At 62.3% G+C, this 20575-nt stretch carries 35 protein-coding genes; 32 read left to right on the forward strand and 3 right to left on the reverse strand.

Features of this window, described 5'->3' with window-relative positions:
• Positions 1-60: 60 nt before the first annotated feature.
• Positions 61-1290, reverse strand: a complete 1230-nt coding sequence (locus BLIJ_RS06835; RefSeq protein ID WP_012577658.1) for an RNA-guided endonuclease InsQ/TnpB family protein — start codon at positions 1288-1290, stop codon at positions 61-63.
• An 89-nt stretch (positions 1291-1379) separates the two neighbouring features.
• Here BLIJ_RS06835 and BLIJ_RS06840 point away from each other — a divergent pair, with 89 nt between their 5' ends.
• The 23 genes from BLIJ_RS06840 (at position 1380) to BLIJ_RS06945 (ending at position 15496) form a co-directional block, all read left to right on the forward strand.
• The gene (locus tag BLIJ_RS06840; RefSeq protein ID WP_012577659.1) at positions 1380-2705 is read left to right on the forward strand and encodes a hypothetical protein; all 1326 of its coding nucleotides are present in this window, start codon (positions 1380-1382) and stop codon (positions 2703-2705) included.
• Entirely contained in the window at positions 2705-2959 is a 255-nt protein-coding gene (locus BLIJ_RS06845) for a Lar family restriction alleviation protein (RefSeq protein WP_012577660.1), read from the forward strand. Before BLIJ_RS06840 ends, BLIJ_RS06845 begins: the two co-directional genes overlap by 1 nt.
• Positions 2959-3291: a hypothetical protein gene (locus BLIJ_RS06850; RefSeq protein WP_012577661.1), complete on the forward strand. Its 333-nt coding sequence runs from the start codon at positions 2959-2961 to the stop codon at positions 3289-3291. Before BLIJ_RS06845 ends, BLIJ_RS06850 begins: the two co-directional genes overlap by 1 nt.
• On the forward strand, positions 3288-4712 hold the full coding sequence (locus BLIJ_RS06855; RefSeq protein WP_014484891.1) for a hypothetical protein: 1425 nt from the start codon (positions 3288-3290) through the stop codon (positions 4710-4712). Before BLIJ_RS06850 ends, BLIJ_RS06855 begins: the two co-directional genes overlap by 4 nt.
• Positions 4709-5758 carry an ATP-grasp domain-containing protein gene (locus BLIJ_RS06860; protein WP_012577663.1) on the forward strand — a complete coding sequence of 350 codons (1050 nt, stop codon included), beginning with the start codon at positions 4709-4711 and terminating at the stop codon, positions 5756-5758. Before BLIJ_RS06855 ends, BLIJ_RS06860 begins: the two co-directional genes overlap by 4 nt.
• A complete protein-coding gene (locus BLIJ_RS06865; protein WP_012577664.1) occupies positions 5758-6066 on the forward strand; it encodes a hypothetical protein in 309 nt (102 codons plus the stop codon). Before BLIJ_RS06860 ends, BLIJ_RS06865 begins: the two co-directional genes overlap by 1 nt.
• 14 nt (positions 6067-6080) lie before the next feature.
• Positions 6081-6284, forward strand: coding sequence for a hypothetical protein (locus tag BLIJ_RS06870; protein ID WP_012577665.1), 204 nt, complete (start codon positions 6081-6083; stop codon positions 6282-6284).
• 106 nt (positions 6285-6390) lie between these two features.
• A complete protein-coding gene (locus BLIJ_RS06875; RefSeq protein WP_014484892.1) occupies positions 6391-7014 on the forward strand; it encodes a DUF3841 domain-containing protein in 624 nt (207 codons plus the stop codon).
• A complete protein-coding gene (locus BLIJ_RS06880; RefSeq protein ID WP_012577667.1) occupies positions 7007-9805 on the forward strand; it encodes a class I SAM-dependent DNA methyltransferase in 2799 nt (932 codons plus the stop codon). The genes BLIJ_RS06875 and BLIJ_RS06880 overlap by 8 nt, the downstream gene beginning before the upstream one ends.
• A 26-nt stretch (positions 9806-9831) precedes the next feature.
• Positions 9832-10224, forward strand: coding sequence for a hypothetical protein (locus BLIJ_RS06885; protein ID WP_012577668.1), 393 nt, complete (start codon positions 9832-9834; stop codon positions 10222-10224).
• Complete coding sequence (locus tag BLIJ_RS06890) at positions 10200-10688, forward strand: hypothetical protein (RefSeq protein ID WP_014484893.1); 489 nt, start codon at positions 10200-10202, stop codon at positions 10686-10688. The genes BLIJ_RS06885 and BLIJ_RS06890 overlap by 25 nt, the downstream gene beginning before the upstream one ends.
• Before the next feature lie 43 nt (positions 10689-10731).
• Positions 10732-11115 carry a hypothetical protein gene (locus tag BLIJ_RS06895; RefSeq protein WP_012577670.1) on the forward strand — a complete coding sequence of 128 codons (384 nt, stop codon included), beginning with the start codon at positions 10732-10734 and terminating at the stop codon, positions 11113-11115.
• A 34-nt stretch (positions 11116-11149) separates the two neighbouring features.
• On the forward strand, positions 11150-11497 hold the full coding sequence (locus BLIJ_RS06900) for a hypothetical protein (protein ID WP_012577671.1): 348 nt from the start codon (positions 11150-11152) through the stop codon (positions 11495-11497).
• A gap of 4 nt (positions 11498-11501) precedes the next feature.
• Positions 11502-12041, forward strand: coding sequence for a hypothetical protein (locus tag BLIJ_RS06905; protein ID WP_012577672.1), 540 nt, complete (start codon positions 11502-11504; stop codon positions 12039-12041).
• A gap of 314 nt (positions 12042-12355) precedes the next feature.
• Positions 12356-12721 carry a hypothetical protein gene (locus BLIJ_RS15000; protein ID WP_012577673.1) on the forward strand — a complete coding sequence of 122 codons (366 nt, stop codon included), beginning with the start codon at positions 12356-12358 and terminating at the stop codon, positions 12719-12721.
• 57 nt (positions 12722-12778) lie between these two features.
• Positions 12779-12982: a hypothetical protein gene (locus BLIJ_RS06915; protein WP_013582586.1), complete on the forward strand. Its 204-nt coding sequence runs from the start codon at positions 12779-12781 to the stop codon at positions 12980-12982.
• Between the two features lie 17 nt (positions 12983-12999).
• Positions 13000-13122 (forward strand): hypothetical protein, encoded by a 123-nt coding sequence (locus BLIJ_RS15170; RefSeq protein ID WP_256756174.1) that lies wholly within the window; start codon positions 13000-13002, stop codon positions 13120-13122.
• 3 nt (positions 13123-13125) lie between these two features.
• Positions 13126-13437 (forward strand): hypothetical protein, encoded by a 312-nt coding sequence (locus BLIJ_RS06920; RefSeq protein WP_012577675.1) that lies wholly within the window; start codon positions 13126-13128, stop codon positions 13435-13437.
• Positions 13438-13443: 6 nt separating this feature from the next.
• Positions 13444-13917: a hypothetical protein gene (locus BLIJ_RS06925; RefSeq protein WP_012577676.1), complete on the forward strand. Its 474-nt coding sequence runs from the start codon at positions 13444-13446 to the stop codon at positions 13915-13917.
• Positions 13907-14548 carry a hypothetical protein gene (locus tag BLIJ_RS06930; RefSeq protein ID WP_012577677.1) on the forward strand — a complete coding sequence of 214 codons (642 nt, stop codon included), beginning with the start codon at positions 13907-13909 and terminating at the stop codon, positions 14546-14548. The genes BLIJ_RS06925 and BLIJ_RS06930 overlap by 11 nt, the downstream gene beginning before the upstream one ends.
• On the forward strand, positions 14548-14745 hold the full coding sequence (locus tag BLIJ_RS06935; RefSeq protein WP_012577678.1) for a hypothetical protein: 198 nt from the start codon (positions 14548-14550) through the stop codon (positions 14743-14745). Before BLIJ_RS06930 ends, BLIJ_RS06935 begins: the two co-directional genes overlap by 1 nt.
• The gene (locus BLIJ_RS06940) at positions 14745-15212 is read left to right on the forward strand and encodes a hypothetical protein (protein WP_012577679.1); all 468 of its coding nucleotides are present in this window, start codon (positions 14745-14747) and stop codon (positions 15210-15212) included. The genes BLIJ_RS06935 and BLIJ_RS06940 overlap by 1 nt, the downstream gene beginning before the upstream one ends.
• Positions 15209-15496: a hypothetical protein gene (locus BLIJ_RS06945; protein ID WP_012577680.1), complete on the forward strand. Its 288-nt coding sequence runs from the start codon at positions 15209-15211 to the stop codon at positions 15494-15496. The genes BLIJ_RS06940 and BLIJ_RS06945 overlap by 4 nt, the downstream gene beginning before the upstream one ends.
• Before the next feature lie 14 nt (positions 15497-15510).
• On the opposite strand, the gene BLIJ_RS06950 is transcribed toward BLIJ_RS06945, so the two are convergent.
• Positions 15511-15819 carry a helix-turn-helix domain-containing protein gene (locus tag BLIJ_RS06950; protein WP_012577681.1) on the reverse strand — a complete coding sequence of 103 codons (309 nt, stop codon included), beginning with the start codon at positions 15817-15819 and terminating at the stop codon, positions 15511-15513.
• 11 nt (positions 15820-15830) lie between these two features.
• A complete protein-coding gene (locus tag BLIJ_RS06955) occupies positions 15831-16163 on the reverse strand; it encodes a type II toxin-antitoxin system RelE/ParE family toxin (protein WP_014484894.1) in 333 nt (110 codons plus the stop codon).
• Between the two features lie 63 nt (positions 16164-16226).
• Between BLIJ_RS06955 and BLIJ_RS06960 the strand changes: the two genes are divergently transcribed.
• From BLIJ_RS06960 to BLIJ_RS07000, 9 genes are all read left to right on the forward strand, one after another.
• Positions 16227-16415, forward strand: coding sequence for a hypothetical protein (locus tag BLIJ_RS06960; RefSeq protein WP_041981920.1), 189 nt, complete (start codon positions 16227-16229; stop codon positions 16413-16415).
• Positions 16366-16797, forward strand: a complete 432-nt coding sequence (locus BLIJ_RS06965; protein ID WP_012577683.1) for a hypothetical protein — start codon at positions 16366-16368, stop codon at positions 16795-16797. The genes BLIJ_RS06960 and BLIJ_RS06965 overlap by 50 nt, the downstream gene beginning before the upstream one ends.
• Positions 16794-17078 (forward strand): hypothetical protein, encoded by a 285-nt coding sequence (locus BLIJ_RS06970; protein ID WP_012577684.1) that lies wholly within the window; start codon positions 16794-16796, stop codon positions 17076-17078. Before BLIJ_RS06965 ends, BLIJ_RS06970 begins: the two co-directional genes overlap by 4 nt.
• A complete protein-coding gene (locus BLIJ_RS06975; RefSeq protein ID WP_014484895.1) occupies positions 17075-17614 on the forward strand; it encodes a hypothetical protein in 540 nt (179 codons plus the stop codon). Before BLIJ_RS06970 ends, BLIJ_RS06975 begins: the two co-directional genes overlap by 4 nt.
• The gene (locus BLIJ_RS06980; RefSeq protein WP_012577686.1) at positions 17611-17973 is read left to right on the forward strand and encodes a hypothetical protein; all 363 of its coding nucleotides are present in this window, start codon (positions 17611-17613) and stop codon (positions 17971-17973) included. The genes BLIJ_RS06975 and BLIJ_RS06980 overlap by 4 nt, the downstream gene beginning before the upstream one ends.
• 47 nt (positions 17974-18020) lie before the next feature.
• Positions 18021-18602: a hypothetical protein gene (locus BLIJ_RS06985; protein WP_012577687.1), complete on the forward strand. Its 582-nt coding sequence runs from the start codon at positions 18021-18023 to the stop codon at positions 18600-18602.
• A 180-nt stretch (positions 18603-18782) separates the two neighbouring features.
• Entirely contained in the window at positions 18783-19028 is a 246-nt protein-coding gene (locus BLIJ_RS06990) for a hypothetical protein (RefSeq protein ID WP_231837812.1), read from the forward strand.
• Positions 19025-20143 (forward strand): DNA-methyltransferase, encoded by a 1119-nt coding sequence (locus tag BLIJ_RS06995; protein WP_012577689.1) that lies wholly within the window; start codon positions 19025-19027, stop codon positions 20141-20143. The genes BLIJ_RS06990 and BLIJ_RS06995 overlap by 4 nt, the downstream gene beginning before the upstream one ends.
• A 63-nt stretch (positions 20144-20206) precedes the next feature.
• Positions 20207-20554: a hypothetical protein gene (locus BLIJ_RS07000; protein WP_014484898.1), complete on the forward strand. Its 348-nt coding sequence runs from the start codon at positions 20207-20209 to the stop codon at positions 20552-20554.
• Positions 20555-20575: the final 21 nt, after the last annotated feature.

A 20575-nucleotide genomic window follows, 5' to 3' on the forward strand; every position in this document is an offset into this window, starting at 1 on the left:
TTCCCGAATCTCACGGTTCGGGTTTCTGTTCGCCACGACAAGACAAGAAGGGAGGGGACGCTAATGCGAGACCTTGGTTCCGGTTCTGCCGTCCTTGCAGACGCTGACCGCAAGCCCTGCGGCGAGGATGTTTTCGGCTGCGTTCAAATCCCTGTCATGGGTTGTTCCGCAGTCCGGGCACGTCCATGCCCTGACCGTGAGGCCGGGCATGCCCTTCGGCCCGGTCTTCGCCCCGCAGTGGGAGCAGATTTGCGTGCTCGGATAATACCTGTCGATGGTTATGAGCTTTCGCCCGTACCATTCGGCCTTGTATTCGAGCATTCGACGGAACTCCGACCATCCGGCGTCCATGATGCTCCCGTTCAGCCCGTTTTTCGCGGACTGGCCGTTGGGGAGCCAATGGTTCGGATTGTCCGGGTCGGGTTTCGGCGCGCATCTTCTGGCCATGTTCCTCACGTTGAGGTCTTCGAGTACCACCGTTTGGTTCTCGCGGATTATCCTCGTGCTCAACTTGTGGAGGAAGTCACGGCGCATGTCCGTGATTCTGGCGTAGGTGCGGGCCACCTTGAGGGCGGCTTTCCGACGATTGTTGCCGCCTTTGGTTTTGCGGGACAACGCCCGTTGCTCCCGTTCCAACCGTTCGGCGAGTTTCCTGTAGTGGCGTGGGTTCGCTATGGTCTCCCCGTCGCTGGTGACGGCGTAGCTGTCCACTCCCAAGTCGATTCCGACGGCGTCCCCTCGGGCGGGGAGAGGACGGATGGCCTCCTCCACGAGGATGCTGACGTGCCATCGTCCGGCGGCGTCCAAGCTTACGGTCACGGTGCTCGGCTCCGTCTTGCGGGGCAGTGTTCTGGACCATCGTATCGGCAATGGTCCGCGCATCTTGGCGAGTGTGAGTTCGTTGCGCTTGGCGTCCCATGTGAACGCGCTTCGAGTGTATTCGGCGCTTCCGCCGTGGGATTTTGCCTTGAATCTCGGATAGTCGCCGGTCTGCTTGAAGAAGTTGGAGAACGCCGTCTGCAAGTGCCTCAACGCCTGTTGCAACGGCACGCAGGACACTTCGTTCATGTACGAGTATTCAGCCGTTTGCTTCCATTGGGTGAGCATGGCGCTGGTCTGGACGTAGGTGATGCTCCTGCGCTCCGCCGTCCATGCGGTGGAGCGGGCTTCCAACGCGAGGTTGTAGACCTTTCGGCAGCAGCCGACCGTGCGCCTGAGCAGTTGCTCCTGCTCGGGCGTCGGGTAGAAGCGGAACCTGTACGCCCGCTTGCACGCCAGCCTTCTGACCATGTTTCACATTATATCATATCAATCTGTGAAAGGAGGACGGTTTGCTTCCTCCCCGCCCTAAAGGACGAGGTCTCCGCAAACCAAAAACGATGAGCGACCATGGGAAACCGGATAAGCCGGGACTGTGGCGGGATACGAACGAGAAAACGGTCGTGGCCTGCATGGAATCCGGCAATCTCAGGATGCGCGACCCGGATACCGGCATGGTCCTGTCCGGGGAGCGGCTGGAACGGGCCGCGCCGTTCCGTCGAACCGAGTGGGCGGGAATAGACCTGACCCGGGCCAGGTTCTCCGCCATGCCCGACGCGGCGGGATGCTGGTGCGACGCGAACGGCAGCCTCTGGCTCATCACGGGCGGCGACGGGATCGACGGGCTGAAGGAACCAGGCCGCGAATGGGAATGCGCGCCGTGTTCCGGCATCACCGTGAGGATGCTCCACGAATGGGGCCCGTGGGCGCGCTGCGACTTCAATCCGAAGGATGATGAAGCCGTTCGTTTTGACTGGTGCAAACCGTGGATCGCCGATCATGGCCGGGATGCGGATATGTCCGAATCCGCATCGTCTCTGCTGGCTCATATCGAGGAGATTCGGAAGAGTCTGCCGGAGGAGCCCGGTCTGTGGAGGTTCGAGCATGCCGGGTCCGGCGTCGTCTTCGGGGACGGCGGCGGGAAGAGCCTGTTCCTGTTCGATTCGGGCGGAGGTTTCCTGGACGGGGGTTTGGGTCCATGCACACGGCTCCGACCCGGCATTCCGGTCGGTTCCGCGCCGATCCCGAACCTGCCGGGCGTATGGATGGACAAGGGCGGGAACCTGTTGGCAGTGTTTGGGGAACGTCGGGTGAGGATTTGGGACAACCATGACTGGATGGTGGAAGAGCTTGACGACGATTCCGGGGAACTGTCCGCGCACGGCCCGTACACCCGGTATTCGCTCCAAACCGTCGAACAGGTCCCATGGAAGCCGACCGCCGACGGTACGGCTCCGATCCGTGAGGGGACCCGTACCGTGCATCTCCCGGCCGTCCGATCGTTCGGCCGGCTGGAACGGGACAAGTGGCTGGCCGTCAAGAACCTCGAAGAGTCGGCCGAACTCGTGGAGGCGTGCAAACAGTATTTGAAGGCCTGCGATCCGACCGATCCGAGCCATATCGGCGACCAGTTCGACGATCATGCGGACTGTCTCGCCTGCTACGGGGTGAACGTGGGCGGCGAGCTTGGCGACGACCGGGACAAGGCGAAGGCCGGCTGGCATGACCATGTGCGCGACCAGCGTCGCCAAACCATGCTCGGCGAGCTCGCCGACGTGTTGCAGACGGTCGGCAACCTGATCACGGCGTTCGGCATCACGGATGAGGAGGTCGGACGGGCGATGTGCGACTGTCTGGAACGCAACAGGCGGAAAGGACGGCTCTGATGGAGACCACGAGAATCTGGGATTCCCGCAACAGCAGGCATGCGACGATTGAACACGAGACGTTGAGACCATGCCCGTTCTGCGGCGGCACGCCACGAATCGACGATGATGTGGACGATACGACGGAACGGTACACGGTGCGCTGCAACTGCGGCGGGAGCATGCCGGGCCGGTACGTTCCGTTCGACCCATCGTTCCAGGCCCGTGTCACCTGTCTGTATTCGGCGGTCGAACGCTGGAACAGGAGGGGCTGATGGACTACACGGACAGCGGCCTCAGGGCCGGTTTCCGACGTGGATTGCGTGTCGCATGGGATGCGATGCGGTTCCGCCCGCTCCGGCATGAGCCGTGGCCGGCGCCGCCCATGCCCTCCCTGCGCGACCATCTGGAAGCGTACGGCGGCACCAGTATTGGCCCGGCCGATTTCGACCGGTGCGAGACGGACTGGCAGCGGATGCTCGACGAACGGCAACACGCGTTCGACCGTTACCTGCTGGGCATGCGCTGCGCGCGGTATGCGGTGTTCGGCATGTGGATTATCGCGTTCGCGATTGTCGGCCTGCTGGTCTGGACGGTGGTCTCTTGACCGGTTTTCTCGACCGCATCCTGAACGGTGATGGACCGCGACCGTTGGACGTGGACACGGCGGCCGCCATGCTCAGGACCACGCCCGGCCTGCTGCGCGAGTTCGAACGCTCCTACCATGCGAACGTACTCGACCGGAAGAATGCGCCCACGGGACCATTGGGTCCGGACGCGAGGAGTGTCATCGAATCGCGTTCCGGCCATGATCTGTCGGATGCCGTGTTGGCGTTGGATGCGCGGATCGTGCGTGAACTGCTGGCGGATACAAGCATCATCCGGTATGACGGGGAGCGTCTTACGGCGGCCCCCTCATTGGCTCCCGTCCCGGAATCGTATGTGACGGAAGTGGACGTGGACGTATTGGAGCCGGGGGAGCGCCCCCAGTTGGCGGGCGAGCTAATCCACCGTCAGATCGATGCGGTGAACTATCCGCTCCTGCTCGACATGTGGCGGCGCGCCACGGATCTGAAACGTTCCGCGAGGCAACGGCGTGAGGCGTACGGCATGTTCCGCACCGGTCTCGACCTGTTGGATCTGGATCCGGTCATGTACCGGATGCTCGACCTGAACCCGGCGGGCATGGGCCATTGGCTGCCCGCATTGGCGAAGGCGAACGAAGGCAAGACGTTCTTCCGTATCCCGAAGACTACCATCGCCAAGGTGCCCATGACCCTGCTGCAATTGTCGCGCGTCGAATACGAATCCCTGACCGCCGCCACCTTGGATGTCGTGGACCGTTGGGCGCAGGCCGCATTCGGCCTGAACCCGGACGGGGAGTATTTCATCAAGACTGGCACGTTCAGCAGCAAATACGACTACCGGAACGCGCATGTCACCGGCCCGCACGAGGTCGCGCAGATCGGCGAATACCTGCTGTACATCCAGTCGCAGGCGGTCGGAATGGCCGGCCCGTTGAACGAGCCCGCCATGTACGGGGTGTCCACGACGAACGAGATGGTGGTCCGCGAATACATCCCCGACCGGCTTGGCCTGCCGACCATCTACATGGGATTGCCGCTGCGATGCGAATACCGGTGTTTCATCGACTGCGACACGAAGGAACCGCTGGGCATCCACCCGTACTGGGATCCCAAGGTGATGAACCATCGTTTCCGCGACTGGCCGGATTCCGACAACCCGCACATGCGGCACGACGCGGTCGCCTACGCGATGCGCGAACCATCGTTGATGCGCGAATACGAGGCCACGAAGAGCCTGGTCGCCGCGCATGTCAAGGAACTGCTTCCCGGTCTGGATCTGGCGGGCCAATGGTCGCTGGATGTCATGCGCGACGGCGACGAATACTGGCTCATCGACATGGCGCCCGCCGAACGCTCCGCCTATTACGGGCAGACGGTGCCGAAAGGGAAGCGCCGGCCGATGGTGGAGAACTGGATACCCGAACTGGAAGGAAAACGTTGACCGGCTGGCTCATCGACATCAACCCCCGGGAATGCCCGCCCGACGTGATGGACGCGCCGGAAGCGTACCGCGCCGCATGGGAACGGCATGTAGGCGAGGCCGTGCCGGGCGACGGCGATCCGGAGGATTGGCGCGAACAGGCGGCGCGCCTGGAAGCCGCCGTCCGTGTTCTCCCCGACCCCCATGTGCGGGTGGCGGGCCGGCCGTACGAGGGGCCGGATCCGATGACGCTCGCCCACTACGGCACGGTCATGCTCCGACCGTATATGGATCAGCTTTCCCTGCCGCCGTCGAATGCGGACAGGTATGACCTCATGCCCGCGCTGCGCCCGCATCTGGGGCGCGACGCGCGATCGGTCGCCTGTGACGGGGACATGATCGACACGGCGGTGCATGGCATGCTCGACCGGCATCCCGGTTCGGGCGTGGTCGTCAAGTTCATGCTCAGGGACAAACGGCTGCCGCTCGCGTTCATCGACCCGGACGGCACGTTCATGCAATCGGATGAATACGGCGGGAGGCCGGAGCGCATCCCGTTCGCCGCCTGGCGTTGGGCGGGCTATGACCTCGCCCTGTTCGAGGGCGAGCCGGACGCGGTGCTCGTCCAGCAAAAGACGCGCATGCGATACGAATACCGGATACACGTGATCGGCGGCCAGCCGGCGTGCGGGGCGGGCTGCGTCGAACGGTTCACGCCCGCCGACAACACGGGCGAACGGTACGATCCGCGCATGGAGGAGACCCGCAACAATGGGCGCATCGAATCGCATCCCGACATCGCACGGTTGTATGAGGCGTTCGCGCACGAGGTCGCGCACGCGATACGCGATGAGGTGTCCGGCCCGTACGTCATCGACCTGTATCTGGATGATGCCGGGCGGCCCCACGTGATTGAACTGAACGGACAGTCGAACAGCGGGCTGTACGCGCTCGACATGGACGCATTGCTGACGGCGGTCGGGGATAATCCGGCTCAGTTCATGCCCGACCCGAAACGGACGGCGACGCCCGGCTGCCTGGGAGTCAGGGAGGAGAAGACGATCTGATGGTATCCGAGGTGCAACGCATTCAGAACCGCAGCGGACTTGGCTCTACGCAGATGGCCCGGCTGTTGGGCGTCAGCATCAGGATGCTCGTTAGGTGGAAGACGGGCGACGGTGCCTCGAAGACCGCCGAACGCCGGCTCCGTCTGCTCGAACACGTCGTCGACTCATACGGCGACCAGCCACCCGAGCGTATCCGGTACCTGCTGTTCGCGCCGAAAAACGGTGTCTGCGACTACGACCGGATACGGCTGAAGGACAGACGGAAGGCCATCAACGGGCCGGTCGGATCGGCCTGCGATTATCCATAAGGAGGAAAAACGGCATGACGGGGCAGAACGCGAATGATGATTACACGTACCGCAGCCAAGTGAACGCGGCCATCGACCAGCTGCGGCTCGCGCTCGAAACCAAGGATACGGGGGAGCGGATCCGCCTGCTGAACGGCGCGTTGCAGAACACGGGCAACGCGATCGGGCAGCTCGCCCTGTTCGAATCGGATGGTTCGCGCCGTCCGGAACGGCGGTAGGATCATGGATGTCAACCGCTTCGAAACGAAGGGTCCCGGACGTGAGGGGCACTGGGGATTCTGATTCCCCGAAGCTTGACGGAAACGGAGCCTGATTCTGATCGATTTGTATTCGTTCCAGCGGTGGCCGGATGTCAGAGCCGCTTTCGACCGGTTCGGCTCGTACACGCCCTCATGGTCGGCCGCACGCCGGCAGGCCATCGCCGATGACGGGGATGAGGACTGGTGGAACGCGATTTCGCCCGCCTACCGGTGGATGATGGGCGAAATGGAACACAAGGGCATGCCGCGACCGGACCCGGACGCGGCCCCATTGTGGGCGTGGGCCCGCTGGGTCGATTCGAAAGGCAGGGCGCATACGCGTCCCGACCGACGGTATCCCGGCTTCCGCAACCAGTACGACGGATTGGAGCTCCTGCACCTGCGGGTCGATGAGAGCCGCGTGCTCTGCACGGATTTCGACCAGTACCATTGCGTCATCAGCCGGTGGCCGTGCGCCCCGTTGGACGCCGGCACATGGCCGCCCGCCGAGTACGACCGGTGGCTGGACGAGCATTGGGACGATCCGGCCGAAAAGAAACGGCTCCAGTACAGGGAGAACGCGATCGTGGATCCTGCGCATCTGCCGGACCGGTGGATCCAGGCCTGCCTATGGACGATCACGCCGCATGATGTGGTCGATATCCGACCGGCATGCGGGAAACCGGATACCATTGGGGATCATGGATGATCTGAAGAGCAGGGCGGCCAAGTTCGCCGAAACATGGGCGGGACGAGGCGACGAGAAATCCGACACCCAACAGTACTGGCGTGACCTGTTGGACAAGGTGCTGCTCATCCCGGACACGAGCGACAGGCAGGTGCTCTGGTTCGAACGGCGCACCGCATTGGACGGGTTCATCGACGCGCTCATGATCCAGGCCCGCGTGCTCGTCGAACAGAAGAGCCTCGGCGTGGATTTGGACAGGCCGGAGCCACGCCAGGGGAGCATGGTCACGCCGGTCCAACAGGCGAAACGGTATTCCGACAGCCTGCCGCCATCGGAACGCCCGACCGTGCTCATCACCTGCAATTTCGGAACATTCCGCCTCTACGATCTGGAAGCCGACCCGTTGGCCCGCACCCCGCAATCGGAGTTCACGCTTGCCGACCTGCCGAACCATATCAGCGAGATCGGCCGCCTGTTCACGCACGAGAACTCCCGCGTCGTACAACAGGAGCGGCTGTCGGTCAAGGCCGGCCGACGGGTCGCCAGACTGCATGACTCTTTGGCGAAATGCTTCGAACATCCGGACGATCCGGCGGAGCATGATGCGCTGGCGATGCTGACCGTACGCCTCGTGTTCTGCCTGTACGCGGAGGACGCGAACCTGTTTCGGCCGGACGCGCTCCGCGACTATGTGGCGGCATCCACGCCCGAACGTCTGGGCGAAGACCTCTATGACCTGTTCGAGGTGCTGGACACGCCGATCGGGAAGCGGCGCCGTTACCTGCCGGAATCGTTGAAGGCGTTCCCCTACGTGGACGGCGGCCTGTTCGCCGACCGGATCGACGTGCCCCCGTTGACCGGGGAGCTGCGTGACGCCCTGCTGGACATCAGCGAGGGCTTCGACTGGAGCGGCATCAGCCCCGTCATCTTCGGCTCCCTCATGGAGGAGACGCTCAGCCATGACGAACGGCGCAAGGGCGGCATGCACTACACGTCCGTCAGGAACATCCACCGTCTCATCGACCCGTTGTTCCTCGACGGGCTGAAATCGGAGCTCGAACAGGCCGAAGCGAAACCGGTCGCCGGCGGGGCCCGCACCAACGCGCTCAACAAGTTGCATGACAAAATCGCCGGCCTCCGGTTCCTCGACCCCGCCTGCGGGTCCGGCAACTTCCTGACCGAAACCTATCTGGAACTGCGTCGCATCGAGAACCGGATCCTCGCCGATTTGGACAAGGACGGGCAGCTCGCCCTCGATCTGGGCGACGACCTGAACCCGGTCAGGGTCAGCATCAGCCACTTCCACGGCATTGAAATCAACGGGTTCGCCTGCGCGGTCGCCCGCACCGCGTTATGGATCGCGGAACAGCAAGCATTGGATGATACCGAATCGACCATCAGTGGCCTGCCCCGGCTCCCGTTCACCGATACGGCCCATATTCAACAAGGCAACGCCCTGCGCCTCGACTGGAACGAACTATTACCCGGCGACCACTGCGACTATGTGATGGGCAACCCGCCGTTCATCGGACACGTCACCAAGACCGCCGGTCAGACCGATGATCTGAAGACCGTGTGGGGCCGCCAGTATGACGGATATCTCGACTACGCGACCGGATGGTACCGGAAGGCCGCCTCCTACCTGTCTAAACCGGATGCGGCGTTCGCATTCGTCACCACCAATTCGATCACCCAGGGGCAGCCCGTGGGACCCCTGTTCAAACCGTTGCATGCGGACGGCTGGCATATCCGTTTCGCGCACCGCACGTTCGCATGGGACGCCCAGTCCACGGACAACGCGCACGTCCATGTCATCATCATCGGCCTGGGCAGGAAAGCGAAGCCCGCGCCCGTACTGTTCGAATACGCGGACATCAATGGGGAGCCGACCGCCCGCACCGTGGACAACATCAACGGGTATCTCATAGACGGCCCCGACCTGTACGTAGGCAAACGAAGCCAGAAGACGGGACCGGTCTCGCCTCTTCTCGATGTCACCGATTCCGGTTCCATGCCCCTGGACGGAGGCAACCTGCTGCTCGCCGACCGGGAGGAATATGCCAAGGCCATGGCCGATCCCATCGCCGCACGCTTCGTCCGGCCGTTTCGCATGGGACGCGAGCTCATCAACGGCACGGACCGCTGGTGCCTATGGCTCAGGGACGCGGAGCCGGGGGAACTGAGGAAATCCTCGTTCCTGAAGAAGCGTGTCGACGCATGCGCCGAATACCGTCGCAATGCTCCAATGAAGGGCGATGCCTACAGGCATCGTGCGACACCTTGGCTGTTCCGTGACGACCATCAGCCGTCCATGAACTATCTTGCGATCCCGAAGGTGTTCAGCGAGGATCGGGAATACATGACCTGCGACTGGTACACGCCGGACATCATCGCCGGCGACATGGTGTACACCAGTCCCGACCGGGATGGCCTCGCATTCGCCGTCATCGAATCACGCATGTTCATGACATGGCAGCAGACGATTGGAGGGCGACTGGAATCACGCTGCCGTTTCAGCAACACGGTGATTTGGAACAACCTGCCCCTGCCCGCCCTCGACGACGACACCCGCATGGCCCTGATCGAGGCCGGCAGGAACGTGCTGGCGACGCGAGCCAACCATCCCGGCCAGTCCCTGGCAGACCTGTACGATCCCGACTACATGCCGACCGACCTACGCGCCGCCCACCGGGAATTGGACAAGGTTGCGGACGTGGCGTTCGGCGCGGATAGACGGCTGGGGGACGATGACGACGCGCGCCTCAAGATCCTGTTCGATTCGTACGCGCGCATGACGGCGGAGCGGGGCTGATTCCGTTGCGCCCATAGTCGGACCGCATGGACGAACTGCATGAATGCTTCGAGGAGCGGCCCCGGCTCGAGGCCTGCCGTCCGGATCCGGACGATCCCGTCCACGACCCCGTCTGGTCCGACATCGCAAGGGATGATCGGGGCGTGTACGCGACCGTAATCGCCCCACGTCCCGTCACCCTGCTGGACGGACAGGGGTATGACGGGGCCGGCCTGGACGGGTTCCGCCCGCCCGTCACCCTGCGGCCCGGCGAACGGTTCCGCATCCCCGTCACCATCGGCGCACGCGGGCGCGGGCGGCACCCGTACATACGGTTCCGCTACCGGTATGCGGACGGTCGACGCCCCGCCAGCGTCATCTGGCGCGTCCCCGATCAGGGACGCATACCCGGGGCATGGAACGATTCGACGATTTCATAGCCACCCTGGACGGAACCCAGCTGCTCGCCCTGTTCGAGCACGGGGACGGCGTCATGGCGGATCTGGCCGCGCATGCGAGACTCCGTCCAGGCCAGATTTCCCTGCTCATCGGCTTCATGGAGGAGACGAGCCCGTCATGGTCGGCGGATGTCGCCTACCAGCTGATCGCCAGCCAGGATTGCACGCCCGCCCAGTTGGAACGGCTGATCGGCTGGTGCGATGACCCCGGTACCTGGGAGATCGCGTGCGGGAAGCATCCGGGCGGCGAGCGCGCGCTCGTCCGGGCCGCCGACCCGTATACGGCGCTCCGATACGCGCATCGTATCGGCCCGGATATCATGGCCGGATTCGCGCGCGACATCGACCCGACGGCGCGCGGTGCGCGCTACGAGGCGGGACGGCTGCGCCGCCGGCACGACTTCACCGGCGAAGCCGATTCGATCCTCACGGCGAAGGGCCTGTGATGGGGACGCATGCGTGAGGGGACAGACGGAAAGGAAGACGAAAATGCTCAACCAAGAAGCCAAAACACTCGAACACACGCCGACCACCGGCATGGAGGTCCACGAGGGCGACATCTTCGTCAGCTCTTGGGGCTACAGCATGACCCTCGTTGACTTCTACCAAGTGACCAAGGTCAGCAAGACGGGCAAGAGCGTCAGCGTCCGCAGACTCGCCAGCAAGGTCGTGTCCGGGAACATCGACTCCCCGCAAGGCGGGTACGTGATCCCGATCAAGGACCGTTTCGAGGGGGAGGAGCTGAGGAACAAGCGCCTCAAGGCCGATTACGGCGCGAACCCCCGCCCCATGTTCAAGGTGAACGACTGCGCCAGCGCTCGTCTGGCTGACGGAATCAACCCGAACGGGTACTACATGAACACTTGGGACTGATTCACACAAACACAATTCTTAAAAAGGAGCCGACATGACCATCAACCTGCACGACATCACCGGACAGGAATCGGGAATCATCCTCGTGGAAATGGATGAACGCGGACGACGCATGAACATGGTCGCCAACTGGGGCGACAAGGACGGACTGCCGTATCTCGTCGAACCGATGCTCGAACCGTTCTCGTTCGTCTTCCTCCAGTCGGAGGACGTCCACGTCGAAACCGAACGTATCCACAGCGGGACACTCAACGACGAAATCGCCCACGACGGCCTCGAAGACTGGAACCCGTTGGATGACGACTTGGAATCGGACGAACCCTGCGACGTCTACCCATTGTCGAACGGCTGGATTGTCGTCGCGCCGAAGGAATGGAACTGACAAAATGAAAACACGCGACATTCTCAGCACCGTCACCCGCATACTGCCGGACTGGCATGTGTACAAGGACCACCAATCCGGATGCATCACCGCATTCGACCCTCAAGCGGGATACGAGGTCACCGTCAACCTTCCCGACAGCGACACCATCCGCATCGTCCGCACGCGGTACGAGCTTGTCGAGGATAACACCGTCCTCGATACAGCCGACATGGGCGAGGAACGGGCATTGGACGAGCTGGCCCGACTGCTGGCTTCGCCCATGCCGCGCACCGACCGGCTCATGTGGCTGAAAGACCAGTTCGACAAAGGCGCCGAATGGTGCCGGAGCACGCTCCACGACGAACAGGAGGCGAAGGACACCGAGGATATGGCCGAACACTACATGCGCGTATGCGAATCCTGCAACAAATACCCCGAACTCGACCCCGCGACCGTGTTCGAAGGGTGGCTGCTGGGCGAGGAGCTTGGCAACCCGTATGAAACGCGCCGTCAGGCCGCATCGCACATGCTGGCCGACGTGCGCCGACTGGACAAGGATTGAACCATGTTGAACATCGAGAAGACGCTGCAATCTGTCCGCGACCTATTGGACCGGTTGGACAAGGAAGGCGTGGAGTTCGCTCTGGTTGAATCGAAATACTGCAACTGCGTAGCGGGCATCCAAGACCCTAAGGATGACGTGCGTGTGTTCTTAGATTGCACGATTGGTACGGACGGTCGCTTCAGCTGGCAGGATTACGACGGTCACGAAGGACTCTGCGACTTCGACGAATTCCGTGTACTGATAATCAATCTCACGGCGGACAGGAGAAGCGCGAACAGTGGGCAGACCTGTGTGACAACGTGGACACGCCCATGCCGGATTCTCTGGCCGCCGTTGTGTCCGGCTGGGAAGGCAAGGCGGACCGTCTGCGAGCATTGCTGGAACCCGACGACCCGCCCCTGTTGGATGAGCGGGACTTTGAAATCCTGAGAAGCCTTCTGCCGCATCGCTTGGTCGGACCGGGGAAGAAATCAATATGTGTTCGCACCAGCCGGGGTCCTATCCTCCTCCGGAGTGCGGTCGAACCGGAGGAGGAAGCAAAACGGCTACGGGAGCTGGGCGTATTGGAACGCCGATACATCATCGACCACCCAGCGCACGGCCAAGTGTTCTACGACTTCCTGACCGACAAAGGCTGGAAGGCGTTGGACTTCGCGTGGTACGTCGGACTTGTGTAGTGAACTACCGCGACGCTCGCCGTCGCGGTAGTTCACCGGATTGGGAAAGGATGAATCATGTTGAATCTCACAGAACTCATGGACATTGGTTGCGCCCATACCGTGACCGATTCGGACGGTTGGATGTACCCGTGCGGCAAACCCATTGTGGCAATCCGCCGATGGCCGGAGGGCGACGGGGAAAGCTTCGGCGGTGTCTGCCAGCGGCACGCCAAACAGGCCGGTGCCGAACTCGTGCCGTTAGAAAACGTTCCGCAGTAAGGCAGAAAGGAAAAAGGATGGCGATGAACGTCAAGCAGAAGGACAAGGAGCAGGTCGAATATCTACGCGAACTGGTGCACGATATCAATGAGTCATTGGAACGCTACGGCAGCGACATCCCGGAAAACAAGAAGGACTAATCAATGGCAAACATCACCAAGCCCGCCGTCGAACGGCATTCCTGTGATATCGCCGGCTGTGCGAGCATGGCCGAAAATCCAATGTACTGGGGAGTGAGCTTCCCCGTCATCGCACAGGACAATTACGACGACGGCTCCTATTTCGGCGGCACGCGCACCCGGATCATCAACCGGACGCTCGACCTGTGCGAACACCACGCCGGCACCCTGCTCGCATTGCACGGACAGCACACCAGCAACTACGGGGAAGTATGGACGGATGATGGGCCCGAACTACAAGCCCATGACGCCCGCCGCGAACAGGCGGAAGGATGACGGCCCATGACCGAGGTCGACAAGGCTGTGAAACAGCTGAACGATTCAGGTATTCCCGCCATGCGCTCCTCGGATCCGGACTATCTCGTCTTTGAGATCGGCGAGAGCGTGTTCCGTGCATTATTGTCCGCCGATCCGACGCATGCGGCAAGCCAGCTGATTCGTGCGGCCGGGGCTTGCGGGGGAATCATCGCCGGCTATCGGAAGACGGTCGCCGGTCTCGGCCGGATCGAGTCCCTGCCCGCGGATGATGTGTTCTGGGACGAGCTGTTCTCGAACGGGGAACCGGTCGAAATCGGGACCGTCATATTCCAGGTCCAGGTCCAGGCCGGCGGGGACGAACATCCCGTCGGCCTGGACCTGCTGGTCGTGTCGGACGGCACGTGGCGGCCGGACGGTTTCGACCCCGACAAGGAAGGCGCCGCCGGCGACGTGCGCGACTATCTGACCCAATGGATTAAGGAGAATCATGAATGTTGAACGCATCACCGTCGAGACCAACGACGAGACCGGGAACAATCCGGTTGAATACGATTGGGAGTTCGGCCCGGACGGCGTGTTCCGCATGACCGGTGACGGGGATATGCCCGCCGCCTTCGAGGAGTCCGCCGCCATCGTGGAGGCGTTCAACCATGTCAACATGAGCATCGTGAACGGGGAGCGGACACCGCTGAAGGACGGCGATCACGCACTGCTCGCCCTTCTTGCCGCCGTCCTCGCCACCCTCGTCCCGTTCGTGGAGGGGAAGGACGGCGACCAGGTGGGATTCATGATGGGCGATACATCGAACGGCTTCAACGTCAATATCACGTCGGCGGAGTTCCTGGCCTGCTGCCGGTCCATGTGGATCGGCGCCGACGTGCATCGCGGCATGGGCCGATACCTGAACTTCCGTTGGGACAGGGATCGCGGGGAATGGGTCGAGGCGGGCACCGGGCTCGCGTTCCCCGGGGCGGACAGTCAGGTGGCTTTCATGCTGGAGACCGGCATGAACAACGGCGACGGCATCCGCTTCGACCCCATGGAAGGCAAGGAGGAAACCGTCCGGCTGTTCCGGCTCCTGTTGGAGACGGCGAAAAGCGCGGGCATCCCGGTCCGGTGGGGGGCGTGATGGCCGGAAGAAAATACATCATCGGCGTGTATATCACGGACGGCGAGGACGCCGATACGATGGCGACGCTCGACATCAGTAGCAGACCATGGCATGCGGCCATCAACGCCCGCGACTTCAAGCCGGGAGCCCGGCATGCGCTGTCCTTCGGCCTGCGGCTCCTGGCCGACAGGCTCGACGAATACAAGGAGGAGTGATGACCGATTACTCGCAATGGCTGGAAACGGTGTCCGAGGCGGTGCGGCCGGCGAAAGGACGCCATCATCCTCGCCGTGCTGTCCGTGTTCTGCTTCGCCGGCATGGTCATCGCATTCGTGGGCGGCATCGCCTTCATAGGCCGTCCGAAGAATTCGTGAAGGCCAACGTCCGGATCACGGCCGTGATGGCCCTGGGATGCGTCGCGTCCGTCATCGCGTTGCTGTTCGCGACGGCATCCGGACCCAATGGCGTGGAACCGTTCGCAACGCATACCGAGAACATGTACGGTATCGAACATCTGCGCTGCGATGGAGCGGATTGCCCGGCATACGACCTGCCCGCGGACAACACCCCCGCAGGCTGGCTGAAGGACGGCCGGCTCGAACAGGGCCGCTTCATCGTGGATGGTCACAGGGTCGGGTTGGCCGGCCCTGACGGGGAACTATTGAAGCCGGTGAAACGGTGAGCGGGTTCTGGATCGGCTATCTCGCCGGCCTCGCCACACTGCCTGCCGTCGCGGTGCTCGTGTTCCTTGGGCTCGTGGTGTCCGCACTGTTTCCGGCGTCGTACGGATGGGAGTGCTATTGCTGCGGTGAGACCATCATCACGGAACGGGACAGCCATCCGGTGCCGGGTCTCACCGCATGGGCGAGATTCCAGGCGCACCGGCTGACCAAACGGCATCGCATCAACCACCGGGCATGGATGAAGGCTGGCAAACCGTACGCAGACTGGAAGCCGGTGGCTTGATGGAACGTTTCGGTTCAGACCAGTTGCAGGGTGCGGCCGTCAGGCATGACCGCATTGACCTGCAGCTTGCCTCCAATCGCGTCGAGGTATCTGCGCAAAGTGCGGATTTCGGTTTTGTCGACGTCGCCGGATTCGAGGCTGCTGACCCGCTTCTGGCTGACGCCCATGCGTTCGGCGAGCTGCTTCTGAGTCACGTCCTGCCGCTTGCGGGCCTCCTTCAGCTCGTACAGGCGAACCTCTTCGAGAAGGCGATTCTTCGCCGCATCGATTTCCTCGCGGCTGATTCCGCTGTCGGCCGCGAACTGTTCCGGAGTGTAGCTCATGTCGATTCCTTTCATTTGTTGTTCTGTTTAAGCCACGCCTCATACCGGTCTTCCGCTTCCGGTATGGCCGTTTTGTACCATTTCGACCATTTGTTTTGCTTGTCTCCGCCGACGAGCATTATCGCCTGCCGGTTCGGGTCGAACACGAACAGTATTCGTATTTCGCTTTTGCCTGCGGAGCCGGGTCGGAGTTCCTTCATCGATTTGATTTTGGAGCCTTCGATTTTGCCTACCAGTGGTCGTCTGAGGTTGGGTCCTTGTTCTTTCAGGACTTCGACGGCGGCGAGGATCTGCAGTTTGGATTCTCGGTCGAGGCCGGTCAGCCAGTCTTTGATGGGTTCCATCTCTATCTTCCACATAATCACAAATATACCATATAAGGTATACAAAGTAAAGCGAGGAAAGATATGCGGTTCAAGCCAAGGAACATGCTGCCGTCCGGTCTGGAGCAGTCCGAGTTCAGTGAACCGTATGATCCCCTTCTCATCCGCAAGGCGTTGGAGCCGGAACGTCTGACGGCCGGATGCGGCGCAGTGGTGTTTTCGGATGCCGGTCTGGCCGATTGCGGTACGCCGATGGAAGAGCGAGGAGGTTGATCGTCCGCTCGACGACGCGACCGATTCCACGTGCGACCTGTACTCCCCGGTATGCAAGCTGCACGCCAGACGTGACGTGATACCGATGACGGAGATCCTGAAGGCGTTGCGAGGCCAGGTCGGCCATCATCGTGCGTCCGACGGCGATGATCTGGAATCCCGCCTGCACGAGGCGATGTTCGACTGGATGCTTGACGTGGGCGTCTGGACGCCCGGGGATGTGATCCCCGTTGAGGTGACAGGCTGGGAGGAGACGCCGGACACGGTCAGGATACTCGCGCTTTCCGTCGACGGGATGTCATGCGAGGCCGTGTACAAGGGCCGGCTGGACGGTTTTCTTCGCGAACGCATATCAGGGATGGGAAAGGAGCCGGAATCATGAGCAAGATCAGTGAATCATTGCCGTATGATCTGAATATTATCGCCGCCCAATGCGACCCGTTGACCCTGCGGCTCGGCACGGCCGGCGTATCCCGCAACGGGAACCATGAACTTTGCGGCAGGCCCGTGGTCGCTATCCGTCGTTGGATGCGCTCGGACGGCCCCGACTGCGAGGATATGCCCGAAACCGGATGGTACGGTCCCGTATGCAAAACCCACGCCAGCCGCGATATGGTGCCGCTGTCCGTCGTATTGGACGTGATGATGGGAGCCGGGCGATGATGAGCGCATACGACTGGTTCATCGCCCGATGCAAGGCGGTCGTCAACCATCCCAGGCCGCCCGAACCTCCGATGCGCCTCCGCCTGCACGAGGCGGGTCATGCGGTAGTCGGCCATCGGTTCGGATACACGCAACAAGGCATCATGCTGCGGGAGGATGATACCGGCCAGACCAGCCAGCAGTACGCCACCGGTCCGGACGATGATATGTCCGTCCGATTGCAGACGGAGATGATCATCTCCATGACCGGTTTCGCCGTGACCATGGAATATCCGGAATACCGGACCGACGCGCTCCGCATCGGCGGCGACGTGCAGGCGGAGCTGGTGGACGCGGCGATCATCCACCGGATCGACCCGTCGATGGGCTCCACCGAGGAGATCATCGACTCATTGTGGGTCAGGGCGCGCCTCGTCGCAAGGAACAACAGCCCCCTGATCCGGACGGTCGCCGGCAGGCTGAATCGTTACGGCTCCTACACGGGCGAGGAAATCCAGCGGATTCTCGACGAAAGTATGAAGGAGCTTGACCGGTGAACGCATTGGAATGGCCCGCCGACCTGACCGACTTCCGGCTCCCCGTCAAATGGGATGGGCAGCCGGTTGATTGGCATGGCTGGCATCCACCCATCGAAGTCCGCGACCTGTTCCTCTGCTCGAACAATGGACTGTTGCGCGACCCGCAACCCTGTTCCGGCTGCGGACACCCGTTCCAACCCTGGTGGGCGCAGGGATTGACGGCCGACGGGCGCACCTCCATCACCATCGAACGCTGCGGGTTCTGCAACACGACCATCGCACTCGAGACCGGGCCGGATGGAACAAGCGAATGGACGTTGGATGATAGCGACTACGGACCGGAAGGCAGTTCCGACAATCAGGAAGGAAACCGATGATGTTCGGATTATTCGGGAAAGAAGGAAAGGCGACAGAAGGAGGAATCATGAGTCTGGAAACCGTGCGTTGTCTCGCGTGGACGGCGATCATCCTGTTCATCATGGCATTGGTGTTCGCGTTCAACCATGGGCCGATACTCGCCTGGCTGGCCGCGAACCATACGCCGCTGTTCGCCGGAATCATCCAGTCGCCGTTGTGGGCTGTCGCATTCTGGCTCATCATCCTGATGCTCCTGTGCGTGATCGGCATCATGGACGACGACGAGACGCCATTCGCGATCGGCATGCACGCGCTCGGCATCATGCTGTGCATCGGCTACTGGGCCGGCGGCTTCATGCTGGCATCCCGCCAGCCGGCCGACGCGAACTGCTACGGGCTGCTGGGCGGCGGCATCCTTTTCGGCCTGATATGGATCATGGCCCAACGGCAAGAGGCAGACAAGGAGATGTTTCCGAGACTGCGCGACCAGATAGCCGACTTCGCGGTCGACCATATCGCGTCGGAGGAATATCGGCGGACCGGCGGAAAGAAGGATTCCGACCGTGATCAGATCCGAACTATCGTGATAGGCGAGCCCCGGACCATAGAAGGTTCGGGGCTTTTGCGTTTGCCGGCCCGCAAACCATGAACGACACGCCCGCCTGAAAAGGGCGTACAGGGGGGACGTCCGGGCTGAATCGGCATTAAAAAACGGGTTCGGAATTGCATATGGGACAGGAATTGCATGGGCCCTCCGGATTTGCATGGGGTCGGGTGACGCATACCGGTTCCCATGGCTGTTTCGAGACGTGATATGGGGGAGAGGCTGTTGGAAAGGCTTCTCCTGTCGGGAGGCTACGGGCCAAGCAGCATGCCGGTCAGGGTGGTCGGCTGGGATGATGCGAGCCTGAACGGCCGGCCGGTGACGGTCGTCTATTACGAGACCCGGGATGGGGGAGGCAACGTGCGTACCTATCCGGGCGACAGCCGTCGGCTCGCCTACGTGGATGCGCGTCCCCGCGCGCTCATGCCCGGCGCGCGCCTGCATGGCGGGAACGCATACGTGGAGCCATGAGTCTTACGCAATGGGATGACGGCCGCATCCGTCTGATGCCGGGGGATTGCCGCGACCTCATCGCCATGCTGCCGGACAACAGCGTGGATTCCGTCATTACCGACCCGCCGTACGAGATCGGTTTCATGAACCTGGGCTTCGATTCGACGGGCGTCGCGTTCGACGTGGATCTGTGGCGGGATATCCTGCGCGTCCTGAAGCCGGGAGGGCACGTGGCCGCGTTCGCCGCCAGCCGCACATATCATCGGCTCGCCTGCGCGATCGAGGACGCGGGCTTCGAAATCCGCGACCAGATCGACTGGGTGTACGCAAGCGGCATGCCACACGGTTCGGATGCGAGGCTGCTCGTGGACAGGGAGCCTGGCGCGACACGAACCGGGCAGGCGGAGCAATGGGCCGGCTGGTACAGCCAGCTGAAGCCCGCGCATGAGCCCATCTGCCTCGCCAGAAAACCGTTGGACGGCAATCTCGCCCACAATCTGCTCGAACACGGGACCGGCGCGCTGCACATCGACTCATGCCGCGTCCCGTTCCGCAACCCGGCGGATGAGACCGAGGCGAAGAACAAGAACCGGCATGGACGGTTCGGTTCCGGACCGCGGGACAACCATGTATACGGCGCGGATAATGCGAACCGCACCGACTATAAGGCGGACGCCCGGTTCGCGCCGAACATGCTGTTCGACCGGACCATGGCCGGAGAGCTTGACCGGCAGTCCGGGGTGACGGTCAGCCGGAAAGGCAAACCACGCGCGAGCGCGAGACCGGACGCCGGCTGGGGCATGACCCGGACGGGCGCGGAATACGATGATGCCGGCGGCGCGTCCCGCTTCTACCCGGTGTTCAGGTATTGTCCGAAGGCGGGACCGGGGGAGAGGCCGACCGTGGACGGCATCCTCCATCCGACGGTGAAACCGTTGGAACTGATGCGCTGGCTGGTGCGTCTGGTCACGCCGCCGGACGGGCTCGTGTTGGAGCCGTTCGCCGGCAGCGGCGCCACGTTGGAGGCGTGCCGGATCGAGGACGTGCGTTGCGTGGCGGCGGAGATGGATTCGGATTACGTGCGGCTCATAGCCCGCCGGATGGCGAGGCCGACGAACCCGGTGCTGTTCTGACATCGCCGGGGACGCATGCATGCCGGCGTCGATGATATCGGGACGATACGAGGAGTGTGCATCATGTTTAAAACTCGCTATTATTACGCTTTTTATTGGACTTACGGTATCGGCACGACATGGAATGACGGGTCATGGCCGGGCAATCTCTACGTGTTTGACTCGATGGCGGAACGTGACGCTTGGGTTGCCGACGACGTTTTTGACGGTAATTGGCATCGCGAGGCCATTACGGCAAAGGAAGCGCGTCATATCATGGCAGACACTGTTATCTCTTTTGACAATGATATGGCCGGACGGTACGACGGTAGCCGGTCGGCCATCGAACGGTACGCGCCTACCGTCGAACTGGTCAAAGCATGGCGGCGTATTGACATGCAAAACAATCCGGCCGCGTATTACGCGGAATGATTGCCGTAATCGACCACTGGG

The organism is Bifidobacterium longum subsp. infantis ATCC 15697 = JCM 1222 = DSM 20088 (assembly GCF_000269965.1).
Taxonomy (GTDB): Bacteria; Actinomycetota; Actinomycetes; order Actinomycetales; family Bifidobacteriaceae; genus Bifidobacterium; species Bifidobacterium infantis.